Annotated in this window: 19 protein-coding genes; 10 read left to right on the top strand and 9 right to left on the bottom strand. The window is 28.6% G+C overall.

Annotated features, from left to right (window positions below; translation table 11 throughout):
- From HMPREF9629_RS08810 to dnaA, 6 genes are all read right to left on the bottom strand, one after another.
- Positions 1-1,176, bottom strand: a 1,176-nt coding sequence (locus HMPREF9629_RS08810; RefSeq protein ID WP_009526054.1) for a cache domain-containing protein, incomplete at its 3' end; no start/stop codon positions are given.
- 392 nt (positions 1,177-1,568) lie between these two features.
- A complete protein-coding gene (locus HMPREF9629_RS08805) occupies positions 1,569-3,557 on the bottom strand; it encodes a methyl-accepting chemotaxis protein (RefSeq protein ID WP_009526053.1) in 1,989 nt (662 codons plus the stop codon).
- Between the two features lie 156 nt (positions 3,558-3,713).
- Positions 3,714-5,603, bottom strand: a complete 1,890-nt coding sequence (gene mnmG / locus HMPREF9629_RS08800) for a tRNA uridine-5-carboxymethylaminomethyl(34) synthesis enzyme MnmG (RefSeq protein WP_009526052.1) — start codon at positions 5,601-5,603, stop codon at positions 3,714-3,716.
- A 297-nt stretch (positions 5,604-5,900) separates the two neighbouring features.
- A complete protein-coding gene (gene yfcE, locus HMPREF9629_RS08795) occupies positions 5,901-6,428 on the bottom strand; it encodes a phosphodiesterase (protein WP_009526051.1) in 528 nt (175 codons plus the stop codon).
- A gap of 18 nt (positions 6,429-6,446) precedes the next feature.
- Positions 6,447-7,547: a DNA polymerase III subunit beta gene (gene dnaN, locus HMPREF9629_RS08790; protein WP_009526050.1), complete on the bottom strand. Its 1,101-nt coding sequence runs from the start codon at positions 7,545-7,547 to the stop codon at positions 6,447-6,449.
- 505 nt (positions 7,548-8,052) lie between these two features.
- Positions 8,053-9,387: a chromosomal replication initiator protein DnaA gene (gene dnaA / locus HMPREF9629_RS08785; RefSeq protein ID WP_009526049.1), complete on the bottom strand. Its 1,335-nt coding sequence runs from the start codon at positions 9,385-9,387 to the stop codon at positions 8,053-8,055.
- Positions 9,388-10,100: 713 nt separating this feature from the next.
- Between dnaA and rpmH the strand changes: the two genes are divergently transcribed.
- The 6 genes from rpmH to jag all read left to right on the top strand — a co-directional run bounded on the left by rpmH (position 10,101) and on the right by jag (position 12,519).
- A complete protein-coding gene (gene rpmH / locus HMPREF9629_RS08780) occupies positions 10,101-10,238 on the top strand; it encodes a 50S ribosomal protein L34 (RefSeq protein WP_009526048.1) in 138 nt (45 codons plus the stop codon).
- A 102-nt stretch (positions 10,239-10,340) separates the two neighbouring features.
- Positions 10,341-10,670 carry a ribonuclease P protein component gene (gene rnpA / locus HMPREF9629_RS08775; protein WP_009526047.1) on the top strand — a complete coding sequence of 110 codons (330 nt, stop codon included), beginning with the start codon at positions 10,341-10,343 and terminating at the stop codon, positions 10,668-10,670.
- Positions 10,671-10,727: 57 nt separating this feature from the next.
- Complete coding sequence (gene yidD / locus HMPREF9629_RS08770) at positions 10,728-10,937, top strand: membrane protein insertion efficiency factor YidD (protein ID WP_009526046.1); 210 nt, start codon at positions 10,728-10,730, stop codon at positions 10,935-10,937.
- Between the two features lie 49 nt (positions 10,938-10,986).
- On the top strand, positions 10,987-11,745 hold the full coding sequence (locus HMPREF9629_RS08765; RefSeq protein ID WP_009526045.1) for a YidC/Oxa1 family membrane protein insertase: 759 nt from the start codon (positions 10,987-10,989) through the stop codon (positions 11,743-11,745).
- A gap of 97 nt (positions 11,746-11,842) precedes the next feature.
- The gene (locus HMPREF9629_RS11575) at positions 11,843-12,013 is read left to right on the top strand and encodes a Jag N-terminal domain-containing protein (RefSeq protein ID WP_009526044.1); all 171 of its coding nucleotides are present in this window, start codon (positions 11,843-11,845) and stop codon (positions 12,011-12,013) included.
- 11 nt (positions 12,014-12,024) lie between these two features.
- On the top strand, positions 12,025-12,519 hold the full coding sequence (jag, locus tag HMPREF9629_RS08760) for an RNA-binding cell elongation regulator Jag/EloR (protein ID WP_009526043.1): 495 nt from the start codon (positions 12,025-12,027) through the stop codon (positions 12,517-12,519).
- Positions 12,520-12,731: 212 nt separating this feature from the next.
- Here the strand turns inward: jag and HMPREF9629_RS08755 are convergent, their stop codons facing one another.
- The 3 genes from HMPREF9629_RS08755 to HMPREF9629_RS08745 all read right to left on the bottom strand — a co-directional run bounded on the left by HMPREF9629_RS08755 (position 12,732) and on the right by HMPREF9629_RS08745 (position 18,151).
- The gene (locus HMPREF9629_RS08755) at positions 12,732-15,239 is read right to left on the bottom strand and encodes a hypothetical protein (protein WP_009526042.1); all 2,508 of its coding nucleotides are present in this window, start codon (positions 15,237-15,239) and stop codon (positions 12,732-12,734) included.
- A gap of 26 nt (positions 15,240-15,265) precedes the next feature.
- Positions 15,266-17,329 carry an efflux RND transporter permease subunit gene (locus HMPREF9629_RS08750; protein WP_009526041.1) on the bottom strand — a complete coding sequence of 688 codons (2,064 nt, stop codon included), beginning with the start codon at positions 17,327-17,329 and terminating at the stop codon, positions 15,266-15,268.
- Between the two features lie 243 nt (positions 17,330-17,572).
- A complete protein-coding gene (locus HMPREF9629_RS08745) occupies positions 17,573-18,151 on the bottom strand; it encodes a TetR/AcrR family transcriptional regulator (RefSeq protein WP_009526040.1) in 579 nt (192 codons plus the stop codon).
- Positions 18,152-18,689: 538 nt separating this feature from the next.
- On the opposite strand from HMPREF9629_RS08745, the gene HMPREF9629_RS08740 reads away from it, so the two are divergent.
- The 4 genes from HMPREF9629_RS08740 to HMPREF9629_RS08725 all read left to right on the top strand — a co-directional run bounded on the left by HMPREF9629_RS08740 (position 18,690) and on the right by HMPREF9629_RS08725 (position 23,332).
- Positions 18,690-19,118 carry a Fur family transcriptional regulator gene (locus HMPREF9629_RS08740; RefSeq protein ID WP_009526039.1) on the top strand — a complete coding sequence of 143 codons (429 nt, stop codon included), beginning with the start codon at positions 18,690-18,692 and terminating at the stop codon, positions 19,116-19,118.
- A 14-nt stretch (positions 19,119-19,132) separates the two neighbouring features.
- Positions 19,133-20,833, top strand: coding sequence for an arginine--tRNA ligase (argS, locus tag HMPREF9629_RS08735; RefSeq protein WP_009526038.1), 1,701 nt, complete (start codon positions 19,133-19,135; stop codon positions 20,831-20,833).
- A 198-nt stretch (positions 20,834-21,031) separates the two neighbouring features.
- Entirely contained in the window at positions 21,032-21,736 is a 705-nt protein-coding gene (locus HMPREF9629_RS08730; protein ID WP_009526037.1) for a class A sortase, read from the top strand.
- A 228-nt stretch (positions 21,737-21,964) separates the two neighbouring features.
- Positions 21,965-23,332 carry an LCP family protein gene (locus tag HMPREF9629_RS08725; RefSeq protein ID WP_009526036.1) on the top strand — a complete coding sequence of 456 codons (1,368 nt, stop codon included), beginning with the start codon at positions 21,965-21,967 and terminating at the stop codon, positions 23,330-23,332.
- Positions 23,333-23,366 lie beyond the last annotated feature (34 nt).

The raw sequence follows: 23,366 nt of genomic DNA, 5'->3' as shown, positions 1-23,366 counted from the left end.
TATTGCTCTTGATATTTGTTCTGCTCCTTGGGCTGATTGTTCACTTGTTGCTGTTAATTCTTCTGATGATGCTGATACTTGGCTTGCTAAATCGTTTACGTTTGTCATTATTTCTTTCATTGTGTTTTTTACTTGTATTAGGGCTCTTGATATTATTCCTATTTCGTCTTTGTTTTTTGAGTATATTACTGATGGTGATTTGTCTGTTAGGGTTAAATCATATTGTGCCATCCCTTGTACGCACTGGCTTAGTTTTATTATCGGTATTGTTATTGAGTTTGCTACTAAGTATATTACTGCTATTACTATTATCAGTGATATTATGCTTAGTATTATCATAAATTTGCCGAGTGTTGATGATCCTTCTAATACTTCTGCTTTTGGTACTGATAGGGCTAATACCCAGTTTGTGTTTTTTATCGGGTATGTGAAATAAAATCTTTGCACTCCTCCTACTTTTGCCTGGAAAAAGTCTGGTTGACCTGATAAAAAGTTGCTTACTTTTGTTTGAAGATCTCCGTTTTCTACTGTTGATATGTTGTCCGTTAGGGTGTATTTTGAATGCACCATAAAGTTTCCTTCTCCGTCTAATAAGAACGCCGCTCCTGTTTTTCCTACTTTTATACTATTTACTTCTTCTATGATTTCTTTTGTTGATATGTCTGTTCCTACTACTCCTTTTATTTTGCCATCTGACGACTTTACCTGTTTACTTATAGATACTATTAATGAATTATCTATTGCATTTAGATATGGCTTTGATATTACAGATATATCCTTTGCTATTGCATTTTTATACCACTCTCTTGTCTTATGATTAAATGATATGTCAGGCACCCAATCAGTTCCGTCTAAATATTCTCCGTTTTCAAAGCCCATAAAAAATCCTAATGTATTAGGAAAATTTTTTGAATAATACTGCAAAGTCTTCAATATTCTTTCATTCGAGTTTGTTTCCTGACCTAACTCCAATGATATAACATCAATGTATGCCGTATTTTTTGATATTATACTTTCTATATCGGAGCCGTATTTTCCTGCTGTCATTTTCATAGAATTTTCTGATTCATTTACCAACAGTCTGTCAGAATATTTGTATGATACGACTGAAAGTATCAACAATACCAATAATACAGGCAATCCTATGAATACAGACATTTTACTTCTTAATTTCATATCAACTCTCCTATCATTTTATATATTTGAAATAATACATATAATATACTATATTTACCATATATAATGTCTGTTAAACTAAAAAATATAAATAAATATTATAAAAATATCTATATTTAAGTTAGATAAAAGTATAACAAAAAGACAGATACTGATACTAAAACTCAATATACTGATAAATAAACAGTATTGAATTTAATAAAATATACTGTTTATATATTTCTTATATAAATTAATCTATTATATAGAGAATTAATATTAATTAATATCTGTCTTTTTAAGTAAACATATAACCAAAATATAATTATTGTATCCATTTAAAAGGTATTATTTTTTTGTCGGCTATATATTTATCAAATCTTTAAAATAAATTTTAATATTATATATTATTTTTATATTTCAAATTTTGATACCATTAAACTTAAATCTTGTGCCATTTCTGCCAAATGTGAACTTGCTTGTGCTATTTCTTGTGCTGATGCTGTTTGCTCTTGTATGCTTGCTGTTGTTTCTTCCGCTGATGCGGCATTTTGTTGTGATAAAGCTGACAGATTTTCTATAATTCTAAGTAATGATTCTTTGGTATTTTCCAAATCTTTACCTGATTTATTCAAATTTTCTACTGATTGTATATTTTTATTCAATTCTAATGAAATTCTGTCAAATTGTTTTTTAGTATTTTCAACTTTATCTGTTTGGTTGTGCATTATTTCTCCTACTTCATCCATTATTTTAACAGCTTCTTCAGTTTTTGAAGTAAGATTTGATACTATAACTTTTATCTCTTCTGTAAATGTATTTGACTGTTCTGCCAATTTTCTTATTTCTTCAGCAACAACTGCAAATCCTCTTCCTGCCTCTCCTACTCTTGCTGCTTCTATTGCTGCATTTAATGCAAGAAGATTTGTTTGATCTGCTATTGATTTTATCATATCACTTGCTGATGATATATGCATTGCACTTTCATTTGTATTTTTTATGACTTTACTTACTTCTATTGATGATTCCTTAGATTTTTCTGATGCCTGTATCAGTTCATTTACTGAAATCATTCCTTTTTCTCTTGCTTCAAATACTCCTTTTGATGTAGAATTTAAATTTTCTATTATTTTTTCATTCTCCTCAAGTACATTTTGCATAACTGACATAGCTTCTTGGCCTTTTTGCATATCTTCAGCTTGAGTCATAGCTCCTTGTGATATTTCTTCAATAGTTTTTGATAATTGTTCAGCTGTATATGCTGATTGTTGACTTGATGCTGTAAGTTCTTCAGATGATGATGCAACTTTAGCTGATATATCATTTACACACTTCATTACATCTTTCATCATATTTTTTAATTGTAATACAGATCTTGATATTAAACCTATTTCATCTTTTCTTTTCAAATATGAATCAGAAGAAGATGTGCTGTCTAAAGTAAAATCATATTCAGACATTTTTTGTATATATGAACTCAATTTTGTAATAGGTTTTGTTATAGATATTGCCACAAAATATATAATTGCCGAAATCATTAATAATGAAACCATTCCCAATATAAACATAAATTTTGCAAGTTTATTTGAGTGTGCAAGAACTTCTTTTTTAGGAACATCAAGCATTAAAACCAAACTTGTCCCTTTTATAGGATATGTGAAATAAAATTTATCTACTCCATTTACTCTTGTTTCAAAAAATTCTTCTTCTCCTGTTGCAAATTTATCTGCAAATTTTCTAAATATTCCGTTTTCAATTTCTTTTACATTGTCTCCGAATTTATATTTAGGATGAACGACTATATTTCCGTCTTTATCATATAATGTAGCTTTTCCAGTGTCTTTTACCTTTATTTCTTCTATCAATTCAACCAAATCTTTCATGGAAATATCTATAGATAAAACAGCTGTAAGAGAATTATTTGATTTTACGCTTTTACTTAATGTGAAAGCCGGAAGATTATCAGATATGTTAATATAAGGTTTAGATATAGCTACACCATCTGTATTTATTGCATCTTTGTACCAGTCCCTTTGTGTAGGATCATAGCTTGAATCAGGTATCCAACCTGCACCGTCTAAAAATTTCTTATTTGGAAAACCTATATAAAGTGTATTTATTTCATCAAACGAAGTTGTAAAATTTTTCAAATCTTGCAACAACATATCATCTTTAGGAATTTCATTTGAGTATTTCAATGTAAGTGATTCCAAATATGCACTGTTTTTTAATAATTTTTTTTCAACTTTTTCACCATATTTTTCTGCCATTTCATGCATTATATTTTTTTCTTCATTTATAAGTACATTATTAGAATATAAATATGATATTATCGATAATAAAAATATTACCAATAACACCGGTAATCCTATAAAAGTAAGCATTTTTTGTTTAAGATTCATTTTTAGTCTCCTTTATTATGAAATAAAAATAATTAGAATTACGAAAATTAAGAAAAATATATTTCTTAAAATTAAAGGGTATAAAAAATTAAAATGATAAAATTTAACAAATCTTAATACTGAAATTTATCCGATAAAAACAGAAAAATAATAGTTTTATAAATCTTTTTTATCTCTCATAGATTGAAGATATATTAGTAATACTGATATATCTGATGGAGATACTCCTGATATTCTTGATGCTTGCCCGATATTTATCGGTTTTATCTTATTTAATTTTTGTCTTGCTTCCAATCTTAGACCTTTTATATTTTCATAGTCAAGCTTGTCTGAAAGCTTTTTGTTTTCCAATTTTACAAAATTTTCTACTTGTAATTTTTGCTTTTTGATATATCCTTCATATTTAGATTCTATCTCACATCTTTTTTTTACCTCCTCACTCAAAAATTCATTTCCAAAATTCATTTCTTCCAACAGTTTATATGTTACTTTAGGCCTTTTTAGAAGCTCATAAAGACTTATTTGACCTAATAACTCACTTTCTCCTACAGATGATAATTTTTCATTTACTTCATCAGGTTTAACTTTTTTAGTTTTTAATCTCTCTATTTCTTTATCTATATCTTGATATTTTTTTATAAATTTAGTATATCTTTTATCGTCAACCAAGCCGTAATATCTTCCGAGTTCTGTCAATCTTTCATCTGCATTGTCCTGTCTTAAAAGTAATCTATATTCAGCTCTTGATGTCATTATTCTATATGGTTCGTTAGTTCCTTTTGTTACCAAATCGTCTATCAACACTCCTATATAGCTATTATCTCTTGTGAGTATCAATTCATTTTTTCCCTGAATTTTTGCAGATGCATTTATACCGGCTATCAAACCTTGTGCGGCTGCTTCTTCATAACCGCTTGTAGAGTTCATCTGACCTGCAAAATAAAGTCCATTAATTTTTTTTGTTTCAAGTGTCGGTTTTAATATAAGAGGATCTATGCAATCATATTCGATGGCATACGCAGGACGCATCATTTTACAATTTTCAAGTCCTGCAACTGTTTGATACATTTCAAGCTGTATCTCATAAGCTAATGATGAAGAAAATCCTTGTATATAATATTCTTTTGTATCCATTCCCTCAGGTTCAACAAAAAATTGGTGGGAAGTCTTATCTGCAAATCTTGTCACTTTATCTTCTATAGACGGGCAATATCTCGCCCCCGCTATAGCATCCATATCACCTCTAAAAAGTGATGAACGCTTTAAATTATTTTTTATTATTTCATGAGTTTTATCATTCGTTCTTGTTAAATAGCAGCTCACTTTATTTGAGCCTATATCTTCTCCTTCATTTAAAAATGACATAGGCACTATTTTTTCGTCTCCGTCTTGAATACTCATCTTACTGAAATCTATGGAGTCTTTGTGTATTCTTGCAGGTGTACCTGTTTTAAATTTTCTTAGTTCTATACCTAATTTTTCTATACTTTCACTTAAGCCGTAAGCTCCATTTAGTCCTATAGGACCTGATTTAAAATTAACTTCTCCTATATAAACTTTTGAGTCCAAATATACTCCTGTACATATTATAACAGCTTTTGCAGTATATTTTGCTCCTAATTTTGTAACAACGCCTGTTATTTTATTATCATTTGATAAAAGTTCTACAACCTCATCCATTTTTATATCTAAATTTATTTGATCTTCTAAAGTTTTTTTCATATGAATGTGATATTGCTCTTTGTCTGATTGTACTCTTAAAGAGTGTACTGCCGGACCTTTTGAAGTGTTGAGCATTCTACTTTGTATAAAAGTGGCATCAGCATTTAAACCCATTTGTCCGCCAAGTGCATCCAATTCTCTAACAAGATGTCCTTTACCTGTACCTCCTATAGACGGATTACAAGGCATATATCCTATTGACTCTAAAGAGAGTGTTATAACAAGAGTTTTTAATCCCATTCTCGCTGATGCAAGCGAAGCTTCACAACCTGCATGACCTGCTCCGACAACTATTACGTCATAGTCTCCCGCATTAAATATCATTGAATTCTCCTAAACAAATTTTTAATTTATACTTGAGAATATAAATTATATCTAAAAAAACAAAATAAGCATACTATAAAATATTCAATATAACTAATACTAATATGCTAATATTTGTATGAAAATAATACCATATTTTTTACAAATAAACAAGATAATATTTAAAAAATATTATCTTAAAAATAATAACAAAAGCTATTTAAAATTATCAGTTAACTATAAAAATTATATTTGAAAAATAAACACTTTTTGAGATATTAAACCATGTGGTCAACTTACAAACAAATATAAAAATCTTTAGTAAATAACTCGCATTTTATTTAAAATTTCAAATGTATCTAAATCATATAGTTTTAAAATATCATCTTCAAGATATGCAAAAGACTTTATAAAATCTCTCGGTCTTGAAGTTGAACCTGGATTAAGTACTATCAAATCTCCTACTTTTTCCATTTTTTTAATATGTGTATGACCGTATACCAATATTTGACATTTTGCATCAGAAGCTTTTTGTTTATAATGCTCTATAGAATGAACAAAACCGTGAGTTGCAAATATTTTCAAATTTCCGAACGTGAATATTTTCTCAAAATCATCAATACTCTTATTCATTAGCGTCATACCGTCAAAATAATCTCCGTTGCCCCTTACAAAATATATATTTGATAAAGTCTTTATATATTCTGTCAAAAAACAAGGTGAGTTGTAGCCATAAGACAATACATCTCCTGTATGTATTATGGCATCATAATCTTTCATAAATGATACAGCTCTTTCAAGAGATTCTTCATCGCCATGTGTATCACTGACAAATCCAATTTTCATAAAAATCTCCTCATATAACTATCTTATTCTTACAGGCAATACAACATTTTTGTAATCTTCATTGCTTTCAGGAGTTATTGTGCATGGACTTACACTGTTTATTACATTCATAATCAAATATTCATCATCTATATATTTCATTGCATCCAATATATAATCACAGTTAAATGCTATTGTAAAGTTTTCTCCGTTCAACTCGATGTCAACTATTTCATTCGCATCTCCTATTTGATCATTTCTTGAGGTTATATTCATCATAAAATCTTTTGATTCAAATTTTATGAGTTTATTATTTGATAAAAGTGATACTCTTTCCACTGCTGATTTTAAGTCGGACAATTTTATCTTAGCAGTTGAAGTAGGTGCCTGAGGTATTATCGACTCATAATCTAAAAAATTTCCTACTATTAGATTACTTGTAATTATTGTATTATCTATAATTATACAAATATGTTTATCATCATATGAAAATTTTATACTTTCTTGAGAATCTTCTATTGTTTTAGCGATATCTATTAAAGTGTTACCTTTTAATATCAATTTTTTTTCATCAAATGACGATTCTTCAAATCTTTTCTTCATAAAGCTGAATCTGAAACCATCTATTGAAAACATAACAAACTCATCTTTTTCTACTTTAAAAAAGTGTGACATATAAACCGGATTAGGATTGTTATTAGATATTGCATATCCTGTTTTTAACACCAAATCTTTAAAATCTTGTGCATCAAGCCTTACAAATGTTCTTTCATCTATATATGCAGGCATTGGAAAATCATCACATTTTAAATATTTGATATTAAATTTTGAATTCTTGCATCTGAGTTCAATAAAATCAGTATCTTCAACGCTTTGAAAATGTATAGTATCATTAGGCATTTTTCTTATTATATCAGAAATTATCTTAGCCTCTATTACTATCTTACCGCTTTCATATACTTCACAAGGAACATTTGTCTGTATACCTAATTCAAGATTATTTGCGGTAAGTACAAGATTATCATCTTCTATTTCAAAATATATTCCTTTTAATATTTCCATAGTAGTTTTTGTAGATACAGCTTTTGCAACTATACTAATGGCTTTTGAAAGTTGCATTTGATTTATTTTAAACTTCATAAGATCCTCTTTCCGCTCTTTTTTTTAATCAATATAGAAATTTTTATTTTAAAAGATTATTTATATATTTTTCTTTCTTAATATTTATTTGGTTACATATTTTTATAAAAATATTGTAATTATTATATAATAATTGATTTGTAGTCATATATAATATGAACAAATGAAAATAATTTATATTTTTATTTGATATATTTTTTAAAATAAGTTTTCAATGAATATATATATAATTATTGAAATAGATGATTTATAATATAATTATATAGTGTTATATATAAAGTATGGTATTTATTTTCTATCGTTTATTATTAAATTGATTATTCGTGCTGTGTTTTTTTTAATATAAAAAAATAATTAAAATTTTTAGTAGTAATATTAGTAGTAGCTGTGAATATGTGGATAAGTCTGTGTATTACTTGAAAAAATTAATTTTTTTTATTTAATAATGTTGTTGATAACCTATGAATAAATATTTAATAATTATAAACTTATCAACATTTATAAATCAATCTTTTAATATTGCTATAATTTTATCGATTTTAATATCTATTTTATCTGTTTTTTTCTCAATATCGTCTTTTATTTTATCACAGGCGTGCATCACCGTTGTATGATCTCTGCCTCCAAATTCTTCTCCTATTTTCGGAAGTGATAAATCAGTGAGTTCTCTTGCTATATACATTGCTATTTGTCTTGGATATGCTATATTTTTAGGTCTTGCTTTTGATGATAAATCATCTATTTTTATATTGAATTCTTTTGCAACAACCTGTTTTATATAGTCTATAGTAAGTTCCTTCGTTTCTTTATTTTTTAACATATCTTTTAATACTTCGGTAGCCATATCGTATGTTATAGGAGTTTGCATTATTTTTGAGTAGCTCCATACTTTATTTAATGAGCCTTCAAGTTCTCTTATATTGGATTTTATATTTTTTGCTATCAGTATCAAAACATCATCTGATATATCTCTTTGGTCTATTTCACATTTTTTCTTTAATATTGCAACTCTCGTTTCAAAATCGGGTGCCTGTATGTCTATTGGAACTCCGCTTTCAAATCTTGAACGAAGTCTGTCTTCAAGTGTAATGAGCTCTTGTGGAGGTCTGTCGCTTGAAATTATTATTTGTTTGTTGTTTGAATGTAATTCGTTGAAAGTGTGGAAAAATTCTTCTTGAGTTGCCTCTTTACCTTCTATGAATTGTATATCATCTATTAAAAGCACGTCTAATGAACGGTATTTTTTTCTAAATTCTTCGTTATTTTTTTCTTTTATCGAATTTATAAGTTCATTTGTAAATTTTTCGGATGTCACATAAGCTATTTTGTAATTGCTGTTTTTTTCTTTTAATCTGTTTGCTATTGCATGCATTAAGTGAGTTTTTCCAAGACCTACACCTCCGTATAAAAAAAGCGGATTGTGCGCATCTTTTGTTACTTCAAATGACGGATGTTCAGCTACAGATACACATACTGCATGTGCAAATTTGTTTGAGTTTCCTATTACAAAAGAGTCAAACGTATATTTTGCAAGTATATTATCCGAATTTTTAACAGGTGGATTTATTATTTTTTTAATCTCAGAATCTTCTAATATAGGCTGTACAGTTACATTATTTATATTTAATTCATTTTTGATTATAGAATTTATTTTTTTGATATTTTGTTTTATGTGCTCAAGAACAAAGGGATTTTCACATTTTATAAATAAAGTGTTATTGTAAAATTCGTGCATATAAGACGCTTTATCTGAAAAAAAAGTATTTATATAAGATGAATTTTCATTTTCTTTCAGATAATTTAATACCTTTTTCCATATTATCAAACCATCAGTTTCCATTTTATTAACCTCAAGTGTAAAAAATTTGTGCATAAGATAAAAAAAACTGTTAATAAAATTTTCAAAAAAATAATTATCAACAATTTGTTTTTAAATTTATACACATTATAAACAATATAATAATAACATTTTGTGGATAAATACACAAAAAATATAATGTTATCCACAAAGTTATAAACAATATGTTAATAAGTGGATAAAATTTATAAACATTTTAACAGTTTTTCGGTATAGATAATATATCAAATATAATAAAAAGTTTCAATAAAAAAATTTTAAAAAATGTTTTTATTACTGTGTTTTTTAGCATTAAAAAAAATATTTTTATAAAAAATTTTCAAAAAAATTACAATATGTAGTAATTTTTTATCTGTGGATAACTATATTTTGATTGAAAATAAAAAAATAACAAGATAAAAAAAATAAAAAGAATTTGACAAATCGCCTTACAAAACGTATAATATTTCTATCGTTTTATGCGGTTTTAATATTAAAACCTTGCAATTAAATCATATACTTGTAATATACTAATTTTGAGGCGGTTTTTTACTATAATATATGATTAGTAATATTTATTGAATTTGGGGATGTATTTATCAAGAAGTTTATTGATTGTAGGAAGATGACCGAATCCTTTGAGGGATTTTTTTAATGTCTTAATACATCCGTTAAGATTAAAACTAACAAATAAGAACAGTGAAAGGCGGTGCAATATGAGTAAAAGAACTTACCAACCTAAAAAAAGACAAAGAAGTAAAGAACATGGTTTTAGAAAAAGAATGAGAACTCCCGGTGGAAGAAATGTAATAAAAAATAGAAGAGCTAAAGGTAGAAAAAGACTTTCAGCATAATTGAGAATAAACATAAATATGTTATTCGGATGTTTAAAAATAAAGCCACTTTAATCTACATTAAGGTGGCTTGTTTTAGCCTCAATAGGAGTTATTTTTGTTATGAATTTTGACATGATAATAAAAAAAGAAGATTTTAAAAAAATATATACAAGAGGAAAGTCATTTGCAAATAAAAAGTTGGTTATATACTATATGAAAAATAATACCGATGATTTAAAGATAGGTATAAGCATATCAAGAAAAGTCGGTAAAGCTGTAGTTAGAAATCATCTCAGAAGGCTTATAAAAGAAAATATCAGATTGATGAAAGATTTGAAAAGCGGATATAGTGTTATTTTTTTGGCAAGAATAGGCTCAGATGACCTTGATTATTATTCTATGAGAAATTCCATAAGACATATATTAAAAAAAACCGATATGCTTATGTAGAATAAAATTTATATTTTTTTATATTTTATAATGATAAAAAGATGAAGAGATGAGTATATGTCAGAAATTATGATGAAGATAATAAGATTTTATCAAAAGTATATATCGCCTATGAAAAGACCATGTTGCAGATTTTATCCGACTTGTTCGGTTTATTGCTTATCTGCATACAAAAAATACGGTTTTTTTAAAGGCAGTTTTTTAAGTATATGGAGAATATTAAGGTGTAATCCGTTTAATAAAGGCGGATATGACCCTTTGAAATAAATTGATACTAAAACTGTTGCAGTTTATATGATATTCACAGGAGGAAGTTTTGAATCAGATATCAATATGGTTTGGGCAGTTGCTTAAACTTTTTTATGATATGAGCAATAATTATGCTCTTTCAATAATTTTATTTACAATAGTTACAAAATTTATACTTTTACCACTTACATTTTCACAAATGCGTTCTATGAATGCTATGAAAACTATACAGCCGAAAGTAGACGAAATAAATAAAAAATATAAGGGTAATCCACAAAAACAGAGTGAAAAATTATCACAATTATATAAAGAAAACGGAGTAAATCCTGCAGCAGGATGTTTACCTTTGCTTATACAATTTCCTATACTGATAGCTATGTACAGAGTTGTAAGAGAACCTATAAAATATGTGTTTTTGAATGAAACTGCTTATAATCTCGTGGATAAGGGATTTTTCTGGATAAAATCACTTGAAGTTCCTGATGTCATAGCCATACAAGGTATAAACTTACCATATATATTACCTGTATTATCAGCACTTTTCACATATGTACAAATGCAGATGTCTATGAGCAGATCATCATCTTCAAATGCGACAGCAGAAGGCATGAATAAGACGATGACATATATGATGCCGCTTATGATGCTTGTATGGGGAGTTAATTTACCGGCAGGTCTTATACTTTATTGGGCAACAGGAACATTGGTACAGATTTTACAGCAATATTTAATAGGCAAGTATGAATATCATATGAATTTTAGAGATGACGATAAATCAAATAAAAGAGATAGCCAAGCTTCTATAAAAAAGAAAAATAATAGATAATAAAATATTGTATATAGTATGATTTCTTTAATTATTAGCAAATTGCGTATTAGAATTAATAAAATAATTTTATAATAAGATATATAAAGGAGCAATTATGGAATATATACAAATAAGCGGAAAAACGAGACAAGAGGCAATAGAAAGAGCTATAGAGCAATTAGGCGTGGATGAAAGTAAGATGGATATACAAGTTGTAGATGAAGGCAGTAAAGGTTTTTTAGGAATAGGAGCAAAAGACTATATAATAAAAGTAAAAAAATATTAGACAGAGAAGATTTGATAAGAGAATTTTTAGAAAAAATATTTAAATCTATGGATACGGTATGTGATATAAATATAGTGCAAACTGAAGAAAATACAAGAGTAGAGATAAAAGGCGAAGATGCGGCGATATTCATAGGTAAAAGAGGAGAAAGTCTTGATTCATTACAAATGCTTACAAATATCGTGGTAAGTAAAGCTCTTGATTCACATGAAAAAATAATACTTGATATAGAAAATTATAGAGAAAAAAGAGAAAAATCACTAATAGCATATGCTAAAAAAATGGCGAAAAAAGTAATATTCCAAAGACGAAATATAAAACTGGAACCTATGAATCCTTATGAAAGAAGGGTAATACACTATGCTCTTCAAGATGACGGCAGAATAAATACATTTTCTGAAGGAGAAGAGCCTAACAGAAGAATAGTATTATCATTAAAAAAAGGTGCATTCAATCACAATAGAGGAAGATATTCTAACAGGTATGAAAATGCAGACGAAGAATAAAAATAAATATAAAAGTACCTTGCTCAATAATGAGTAGGGTACTTTTTGTATAATGTTTAAATATATTTCATATTATATTTGGGAGTAGTATTATATTAATTTCTCATAGAATAATAGATAATTTATTATTAAGAAGTTTATAGATATTGTTCTATTTTATAAATTTATACAATGTTATTTTTCTATCATTTTATTGAATTTTAGGGTTAGTATTATTTGATGAAAATTCCTTTTATCCAATCTAAAAAGCCTTGTTTTTCTTCTTGTTTAGGAACAAATGTTTCTTTTTTCTCAGGTATTTTTATTTCATCGGTTTTCATGACGAATGTTACACTTGAGTTCATATCGTTTTGTTTTCCTGTAAATGTTGTATAATTATCTGATAATGTTATTATTGCATCTTTTCTGTCCATTATATCTTGTAAGTCGTCCAATTTATTTTTTGATTTTTCCAAGTCTCCTTTTTCATCTCGTCTTTCTATAACTTCTATCATTTGTCTTGCAACTTTTACAACTTCGTCATCTAATGATAGTTTTAATGTATCTGCTATATCTTTGTTATTATCCAAATCTTCTTTCATTTTTAATAATGTTTGTAATGTTTGAGGTGATTTGTGTAAAGAATCATTGTATTTTTTTATGTCTAATTCGTCTGAGAGTGAGTTTAATATAGGTCTTATCTTGTCTATGTGTTTTCTAAGAGTTGGTATTTTTTCATAGAAATGTTTTATTTTAGGATCGCTATATTCGTTTAATAAATCTTTCATTATGTTTATATTTTCATCGTTGTAATCCATATCTTTTTTCATTTCTTTTATTCTGTTTGCCCAATACTGAAAATATTTCATATCATCTTTGTTTTTTGCTAAATCTATCGCTTTTCTTACTGTTTCTTCATTTTTCTTCTCTTGTTCTCTTATTGTTCTTATTTCTGGCATTATTTCATTTGTAAATTCAAGTGCAGTTCTTAAATCACTTCTGTAATTGTAGCCTATATCATTTTGTACATCTATTTGGATTGTTCTTAGGTCGTATAATAAACTTTCTGCTTGAGAAGTTGCTGAGCTTATCTGATTCATTATTTCTCTTTGAGCTCCTTGTGTGAACATCTGTAATATTTGTGTTCTGTAAGGCTCAGGAATATATCCTGTATTTATAAGTGTGTTTAATTGAGCGCCTGTAGTAACTCCGATTTGCCCTTTTTTCATTCCCTGATCTATGAGGATGGTAAGTTTTGCTTTTTGCTCGTTTGAAAGTGGGTCTGTTTCATTTTCGGGAAGAAGTGATTTGAACATATGGCTCATCTCTTTTGTTTTTTTCTCTGCGAGTGCTTTTAACATATAGTCTATATCGCTTTGTGTAAGAGAACCGCCGAAACCTTCGTTTTCTACTCTATCCATTAGGTCAAAAATCCTGTCGCTATATTTTGTCATTTTTTCGAGTGTATCGAGTTCTTTATCGTGTTTTTTTATTTTATCATACAGATTTGAAGAGCTTTCTATCATTAATTGCATATTGTCATAATCGTTTATTATTTCCAATGCTTTGTCAAATCTGTCCATATCGAAAGTTTTTATTTCGTCATAATCTGATATTAACAATCTTGTTTTGTCTATCTGCTTGTCGTTTAATCTGTCAGGTATATATCTTAACACTTGATTATCCAATACATAGTTTATATCTGCATCTTTTAAATCTTTTTTTGCATCATCGTAGAGTTTTATATTTTCATCTGTTATATATTTTGGCAGTATGTCAAATAATTCTTTGTCCAAATCATAATATTCAAATAAATCATCTATCAATAATTTAGCATTTTCTGTTTTTTTAGGGTTTTTGATGAGTTCTTTTATAGTATCTTTTTCATCTATTTTTTTTATGGTGTCTTTTGCGTTTATGACTGTATCTATGTCTTTTTTTGCTGTATCTAAATCATCTATGCCTTTGATGTCTTTGAGCATTTCAGGTATTTGCGGAGATGCTACGATTGCTATTGAGCTTAATTCAAATTCTTTGACATCTGCTTTTATTGTAAATTCTGAAGGTATGTCTATATCTTCTAATTGTTCTATAGAAGTAGATTTTAGATTAAGTGAGTTGCTTAGTCCAGGGAAACCTATGAACATAACCATTTGATTGTTGCCGTCCGAAAATATTTTGGAGTTTTCCGCCTGTATATCTGAAAATTTTTCGTTGTCAAAACCTATTACTGTTGCTACGGTAAACGGTGTGGAAACAGCTTTTTGTACTCCGTTCACATTAACGCTCTTGATAGTATTGTTTATAAATTTTATATTTATTTTTACTTTTCCTGATTTTCCGGCTATATCATTTGCAGAAATCTCTTTACCGTCAAGATAATAGGTTATTTTTGTGCTGATTGGCAATGTTTTTGTTGTTTCACCTTGATAGTATATGTCTTTTGAGTCTGTATTCCACATTATGTCGTTATTTCTAAATACGGGCATATTATCATTAGATACGTTGTTAATATCTGATATATTTGATTTGTCTATAACTTCACTGTAAAAACGGCTGTCTTTAAGCCAGTTTGAAACTATTGTTTCTTTTTCTTGTCCGTCACTTCTCAAATTTGTATATACTGTTTCGTATTTTGTAATTTCGTTTTGAGAGTATATAGGTTTTTCTAAGACGACAGAAAAAATTAAAGACATTGAAAGCAGTAAACTTAGATATTTCTTTATTTTATTGTATTTCATTTTATTCACCTCATTTTGATTTAATTTTAATTTTTCCATTTTAACGAAGTTTTATTAATAAATCCTTCCAATACATAAAGTATAGGAGGCAATATAAACAATATTACAAGACCTGATATTATAGAGCCTCTTGCGAGTGTGACACATATACCTTTTATTATATCGAGTGTTGAAAGGAATATAACGCCGAGATTTGCGGATAAGAATACGAGCACACTTGTTATTATAGATTTTGCAGAGGATTGAGTTGCTGTTTGTATTGCTGTTTTCTTATCAAGACCTTTTCTTAGTTCTTCTTGGAATCTTGTAGTTAGGAGTATTGAATAATCGACCGTTGCACCGAGCTGTATAGCTCCTATTACAATAGGTGTTACGAATGCTACTGAATGTGAAAGTACAGACGGTATAGCCATATTTATAAATATGGCAAGCTCTATACAAGACACCAATATAAACGGTATGGAAACAGATTTAAAAACTATTGCCACTATTAAAAATATTGCCAATATGGATAAAAAATTTGTGGTTTTAATATCTGTATTGACCGTATCCGCTAAATCTTTTGTAAGTGCCGCTTCACCCGTTACAAGTGAAGTATTGTCATATTTTTTTGCTATTGATATGATTTTATCTATTTGTTCATTTACTTCGTCTGTTGCAGGTAAATACTTAGAGCTTATCAAAATCATCTGACTTGAGTCTTTTTTGAACATATCTTTTAAGTTTTGTGGTATGAAACTGTCAGGTATTGCAGGACCTATAAATTTTTCATACCCTACGGATCTTTTTATTCCTTTTACATCTTCAAGTTCATTGAACATTTTTTTCATTTCTTTGTTTTCTATATCATCTTTCATAACTATCATATGTGAAGTGCCCATACCGAAGTCATTTTCCAACTTATCTTTGCCTATATTTGATTGCAGAGTTTTTGGTAGAGCTCTGCTTATATCATAATATATAGATATATGTGATTGATAGTAAAGAGCCGGTAAAAATGCTATTAAAAATATTAAAATTGCAGTTTTTCTTTTTTCAAGTATAAAATCCGTAAGTCTATGAAATTCAGGTATTAAAGATTTATGTGTATATTTGTGTATAACTTTGTCAAAAATTAAAATCAAGGCAGGTAAAAAAGTTACACAAGTAAGTACGCCGAGAATGACACCTTTCATCATTACAAGTCCCAAATCCATACCTAAAGTAAAGCTCATAAAACATAAGGCACCGAAACCTGCAACTGTAGTTAAAGAACTGCCTGCAAGTGATAAAAAAGCTCCTACGATTGCATGTTGCATGGCAATTTTTTTGTCATCATAATTATTTTTTTCCTCATCATATCTGTGTACTACAAATATTGCATAGTCCATGGTTACGGCAAGTTGAAGTATAGATGCTATTGCTTGAGTTATATAAGATATTTCACCTAAAAATATATTTGTTCCGAAGTTATATATAATTCCGATACCTATTGTAGCCATAAATATAAAAGGCAAAACCCAAGATTCCAAACAAACAATCAATACAATAAGCGAAAGTATACCTGCAAGCAAAACATATCTTGGCATTTCTGTTAAAATTAATTGTTTTATATCCTTTAACAAGACGGATAGACCGCTTATAAAACATTGTTCATTTAATAATTTATTCATTTCATCTATTGCCTGCATTGTAGATTCGGATGCCGCTTTTTCTTCATATTTTATCATCAAAAGCTCACCGTTTTGAGAATAGAATATATCAGACAGTTCCTTAGGCAAAAAATCCTTAGGTATTCCTATGCCGACTATATCTCTGACATAGATTACATCATTTACAGCAGGGATTTCTTTTATTTTTTTAGAAAGCTTTTTGACATCTGATTGAGGCATATTATCTATCATCAAAAATGTGGTCGCCGCCGTTTTGAATTTATCTTCAAGTACATTTTCACCTATTACGGACTCTTTATCCTTAGGCAAATAAGAAAGAACATCATAGTTTATACGTGTCATAACTGTTCCGTAAATACAAGGTATTATTAACAAAACAGATATAAGTACAACCAATTTATTGTTCTTCGTAATAAGTTTTGCAAAAAAATTTAACAAAATATCATCTCTTTTCTTATATTTTATACTGGGCTAAATTTGATGAAATATTTCAAAAAATTGCATTTTATAAAAAATTTTTACTTCTGTAAGTGATAAATAATTTAAATACTAATCATAAAATTTTAATTTAGCACTTGGATAACAAGGCGGACGAACGAAAGTCAAAGGCACGTACTTAGGGTACGTAACTGAGACTTGATGTGAAGTCCAACGAAGTTAGGCAAGATGATAAATTAAAATTTAGTTGTCAACAATACTACGAATACATTCAAACAGCTCATCTTTTATATCATCCAAACAATATGGTTCATTGTTTGTTATCGAGTTATAAAAAACTCCTCCTACCATTTCAATTATTATATATAGTTTTTTTTCAGCTTTTACAGTGTTCTTTTCTTTTCCGTTTGCGACAAACTCTTTCACAGCATTTGAAAACACATCATTATTAGATTTTGAAAAAAGACCTGTATATAAGTTTTTGTGTATTATTTCCACATACTTTATATTTTCTAAAAACGCGTTCATTAATTCATTTGCAACGAATATGACCCTGTCGCTTGCCTTTTCTGTTTTTAAATTTTTTGAAAGGTTAATTGCATTTTCAAGTAATTTAGATGCTTCATTCATTATGATTGTGCGTATTATCTCATCTTTATCTTTGAAATATAAATAAAACGTGCCTTTTGCAGTTCCGGCATACTTTGCTATATCGGCAACTGTTGTATTAGTGATGCCCTTGGTTTTGAATATCTCCATAGCTGATTTTAACAAACTTTCTTTTTTATCCGTTTTTATAGACATACTCTTTGTACTACTCATTTTTTCACCTCGTCAATAAATTTTAATTTATCAGTTTGCCTAACTTCGTTAGACTTCATATCAAGGTTCAGTTACGTAACATTATAAGTATGCACCTTCGCCTTTCATTTGTCAGATACGTTATCCAAGTGCTAAATTAAAATTAATACTGTATTTCATAAGTATATTAAAATTTATTTTTTAGTAAATTAAAACTAAAATAATTCAGTATTCAAACAATATAAATTATTTAAAATAAATCTATATTGATAATGACCGGCAGTCAATATACAATATAACACTAAAATGACCGGTGGTCAATATTTTTTTTTTAAAATTAAAAAATTTTAAAAAGTATTTTATATCAACACTAATTGTATGATAAAATAAATATATTTATAAAATTTTATAAAAAGTATAGTTGATTCGACATATTTCTTATGTACTATAAAATTGATTTGTTTTTAAATTTATATAGAAAACTTGTTTGACATATGATATAATACATACTCAAAGAAAATTAATTTTTTAGTTATTTTTAGAATCTTAGGAGATTTTTATGAAAAATTGCGATAACATTCAAGAATTGAGTGATTTCTTGATGAAATATAACATAAAACCGTCATTCCAAAGAATTAAGATATTACAAAGATTGGGCAGTAAAAAAGATCATCCTACAGTTAATCAGATTTATACGGATTTGGTAGAGCAGATACCGTCTTTATCAAAAACTACCGTTTATAATACACTGAACCTTTTTATAAAAGAGGGAGTGGCGAGAAGTATAAATGCAGACACAAGTGAATCGAGATATGATTTAATCACATCGTCACACGGTCATTTTTTGTGTAATAAATGTGGGAATATATATGATTTTGACATCACGGATAATATAAATTTCGACTTTTTATCTAAACAAGGAAATGAAATAACAAGCTTGGATATAACTATAAGAGGCATATGTAAAAATTGTACAGATAAAAAGTAATTTAGGGAGATAGTATGGATTTTAAAGTTGAAATTGTAAAAATTTTGAAAAATAAAATAGAATCATTAAGTGAAGAAGAAATATTTGATATTATAGAAATACCGCCGAATTCGGATATGGGAGATTTTGCTTTCCCATGTTTTAAGCTGTCAAAGACTATGAGAAAATCTCCGCAAATAATAGCTACCGAACTTTGCGACAGTCTACAAAAGCCTGATTTTATAAGTAATATAAAAGTTTTGGGAGGATATGTAAATTTCTATCTCAACAATTATATTGTCATTAAGCAGGTGCTTGATAAAGTGCTTTTAGAAAAGGAAAATTATTGTAAAAAAGAGCCTAAAAAAGAAACCGTAATTGTTGAATATTCATCACCTAATATAGCTAAGCCGTTTCATATAGGTCATATAAGGACAACAGTTATAGGACACGCCTTATACAAACTGTATAAATATATGGGTTATAATACTGTAGGTATAAATCACCTGGGTGATTACGGAACACAATTCGGAAAATTGATAGTGGCATATAAAAAATGGGGTGATATGGACGAGCTGAAGCAAGAGCCTATAAAAACTCTATTGAAATTATATGTTAAGTTTCATAAGGAAGAAGAAAAAGACACTGCACTTACAGATGAGGCAAGGGCATGGTTTAAGAAATTGGAGGAAAAAGACGAAGATGCTGTAAGACTTTGGACATTTTTCAGAGAAGAATCTTTGAAGGAATTTTCAAAGGTATATGATATGCTCGGTATAAAATTTGACTCTTATGCGGGAGAGAGTTTTTATTCAGATAAAATGCCTGATGTAATAGAAGAACTTGAAGAAAAAAATCTTCTCCAAGATTCAAAAGGTGCAAGAGTTGTAGATTTGGAGCAATACGATTTAGGCGTGGCACTTGTTCAAAAAAGCGACGGTTCAACACTATATCTTACAAGAGATATTGCAGCTGCAATGTATAGAAAAAAAACATACGATTTTTACAAAAATATATATGTTGTAGGTTCACAACAAATACTGCATTTTAAGCAATTCAAAAAAATAATAGAGCTTATGGGATATGGTTATGCCAAAGATTGCATACATGTTCCGTTCGGTATGGTAGCACTTGAAGAGGGTACTTTGTCGACAAGAAAAGGTAATGTGGTATTTTTGGAAGATGTGCTCAATAATGCTATAGAAAAGACAAGAACTATAATTGAAGAAAAAAATCCCGATTTACAAAATATTGATGAACTTTCAAAACAAATCGGAATAGGTGCAGTAGTATTTCAGGAGCTGTCAAATTCAAGAACAAAAGATTATGTATTTTCGATGGAAAAAACTTTAAGTTTTGAAGGAGAAACAGGTCCATATGTTCAATACACTCACGCAAGAGCTTGTTCAGTAATAAGAAAATCAAACGGATTTGATTATTCAAATGCTACTTATAAGACACTTGCAGACAATGAAGATGCCGTTTCAATAATAAAAATATTGGCTACATTTGATGATGTGCTCGAAAAAGCCATGCTTAAAAATGAGCCTCATCACATTGCAAGATATGTTTTGGATCTGTCACAGACTTTTAATAAATTTTATCATTCAAATTCAATAGCAAATGTAGATGATGAAGATATGAAAAAAGACAGATTGGCACTTACAAAAGCTGTAACATATGCAATAAGCTGTGCTCTTAATATATTCGGTATAAAAGCACCTGAACGGATGTAGACTATATTTGAAATTTATACTGATAACCGTTTATGATACCAAGTATTTTACATTTGATGGCATTATAATATTTTACTGATTATCAATAATTTTGTGATAATAATTACATTGGTTATTTAATAGGTTTTTAAGTATACTATAATAATTAAACTTAAAAATGGGCAGTATAATTTAAAATTTAAGATTTAGAGGAAAAAGATGAAGATAAAAAAAATATTTTTCCGGTTACTTGTAATTGTCGGAATTATATTTATAATTATACCTTTTTACAACAATTATAAAATCAAGCAAAATATGAACGAGGCTACTATATCTGTCGATGATATGCCGGCAGATGAGCTCAAAAAAAATGATGAACAAGTATTGAAAAATGAATATTTTGATTTTTCAAAAATTAAAGAAATATCTCCGACATCCACTTTTTTAGGTGCAGAAAACATAGATAAATCGCTTTTTATAGGGCAAATAGTAATACCGTCTGTAGATATGAACCTTACTATCTTTAAAGGGGCGACGGACAATAATCTTTTGGCAGGCGTTGCGACTATGAAACCTGATGATAAAATGGGCGAGAATAATTTTACTTTGGCAGGTCATTACAATAAGGACAAAAGTATATTATTCGGTTCATTAATGGATGTAAAAATAGATGATATTATAAAAATTACAGACAAAAACAAGATATATGAATATAGAGTTTATGAAACAAAAACTGTGGATGACACGGCAATATATATGATAAAAAATGAAGAAGCTCAAAAGCGTGGAAACCCGATAATATCACTTATGACTTGTTATTACTCGTCAAAAACGGGTAAGAGATATTTTGTTTTAGGTGATTTGGTAAAAACTTATCCGTATGATAAAAAATTGATGGAATCGGATACACCTGAAAAATCGTAAAGATAAATTTAAGTTAACAGTGATAAAATAAATATATTTTTATAATGAATTTATGCAATACAGATTCGGCATTGAAATTCAATGCAACTATACAAAGACGATGCTGTGTAAATTTAATAAAACATGACATGGTTTATAGATTTTATTTATAGAAATTATCTGTTATTCTATTTGTTGTCAGTAAAAATATAATCACGCAGTATTGTATAATTGTAGGAGGTTTCGGTTTTGAAGAAATTAAAAAAGAAGAATATCGTTATAGCAGTGTTCGTTATTCTTATATTAGTTTTTGGAGGACTTGCTTTTGCGGTTCAAAAAGCATTCAATGAAAATGTAAAAAAAGAATTTAATGTAGTAGATAAAAGCGGAAAAAATTTACCTGAAGGTCAAAAAGACAGATTGAACGTGTTGGTGCTGGGCATGGAGCATACAAGAACAGATATGATAATGGTAGCAACTTTTGATCCTAAGGGAAAAACTCTCAATATGATTTCCATACCGAGAGATACTTATGTTGAAAATTCATATAGAGACGGAACTTTGAAAAAAATAAATTCAGTGTATGAAATGCCGTCCACAAAAGGCGGAGTAGAAAGATTGGCTGAAAAAATATCAGAAATACTCGGTATACCTATACATGACTATGTTATGGTGGATTATAATGCCGTTGCGAAGATAACGGATGCGGTAGGGGGAGTTGAAGTAAACATACCTTTTAATATGTATTATGACGATCCGTATTCAGATCCTCCGCTTCATGTACATTTTTCAAAAGGAAATGTATATCTTGACGGAAGTAATGCCATAGAATATCTCAGATGGAGACATAATAACGACGGCTCACATGGAGAAGAGGGCGATGAAGGTAGAGTAAAAAGACAACAAAATTTTATGAAAAAAATATTGGAAAAATCGCTCAATCCTGCAACATTACCTAAAATTGTAGAAGTGGCATTTTCAAGTGTAGAAACAAGCTTGGATTTATCACAAGTTATGGGGCTTGTGGCAGATGCGGCAAGTATGCCTAAAGAAAATATACATTTTTATCAGGAAGTGGGAACACCTTCATATTTTAATCAATTATGGTATTATTTAGCCGATATGGATAAAACACAAGCACTTATGCAAAAGATAATAAATAATTCTATAATAACAGACGAAGATTTGAACCCATCCAAAGAGTTTGAAGCGGCTGCATTAAGCAGAGGAAACGACAGTGATTATAGACGTAGTTACAACAGTAATGAAGAAAGTCAGGAAAATGCACCGGCAATTATCAAAAAAACAGTGGAATCTACTCAATTAAAAACAGATGACGTGTTGTTTGAAAATGAGCATAAGAACGAAACGAATCAGCAAAATCAAAACACCAATACTGATACCGCTGCACAAACACCTGTTACAGACGAAACTATAAATAATTCAGTATTAGATGACACAAAAACTTCTTCAGATGAAACACAGGGACAAACAGAAAACACAAATCAACAAGCAGAAGTTACAAATAATCAAGAAACTCAGCAACCTGTAACACCTGATACAACTCCTGCTGAAAACAGCGATAATTCATCAGGCAACGAATCACCTATATTTTAATAATATTCAGTAAAAAAATAAAGGCGTAGCTTAC

The sequence above is a fragment of the Peptoanaerobacter stomatis genome, from assembly GCF_000238115.1.
GTDB lineage: Bacteria > Bacillota > Clostridia > Peptostreptococcales > Filifactoraceae > Peptoanaerobacter > Peptoanaerobacter stomatis.
The sequence above is the reverse complement of the archived record's forward strand: the minus strand, read 5'-3'. Positions and strand labels throughout refer to the sequence as shown.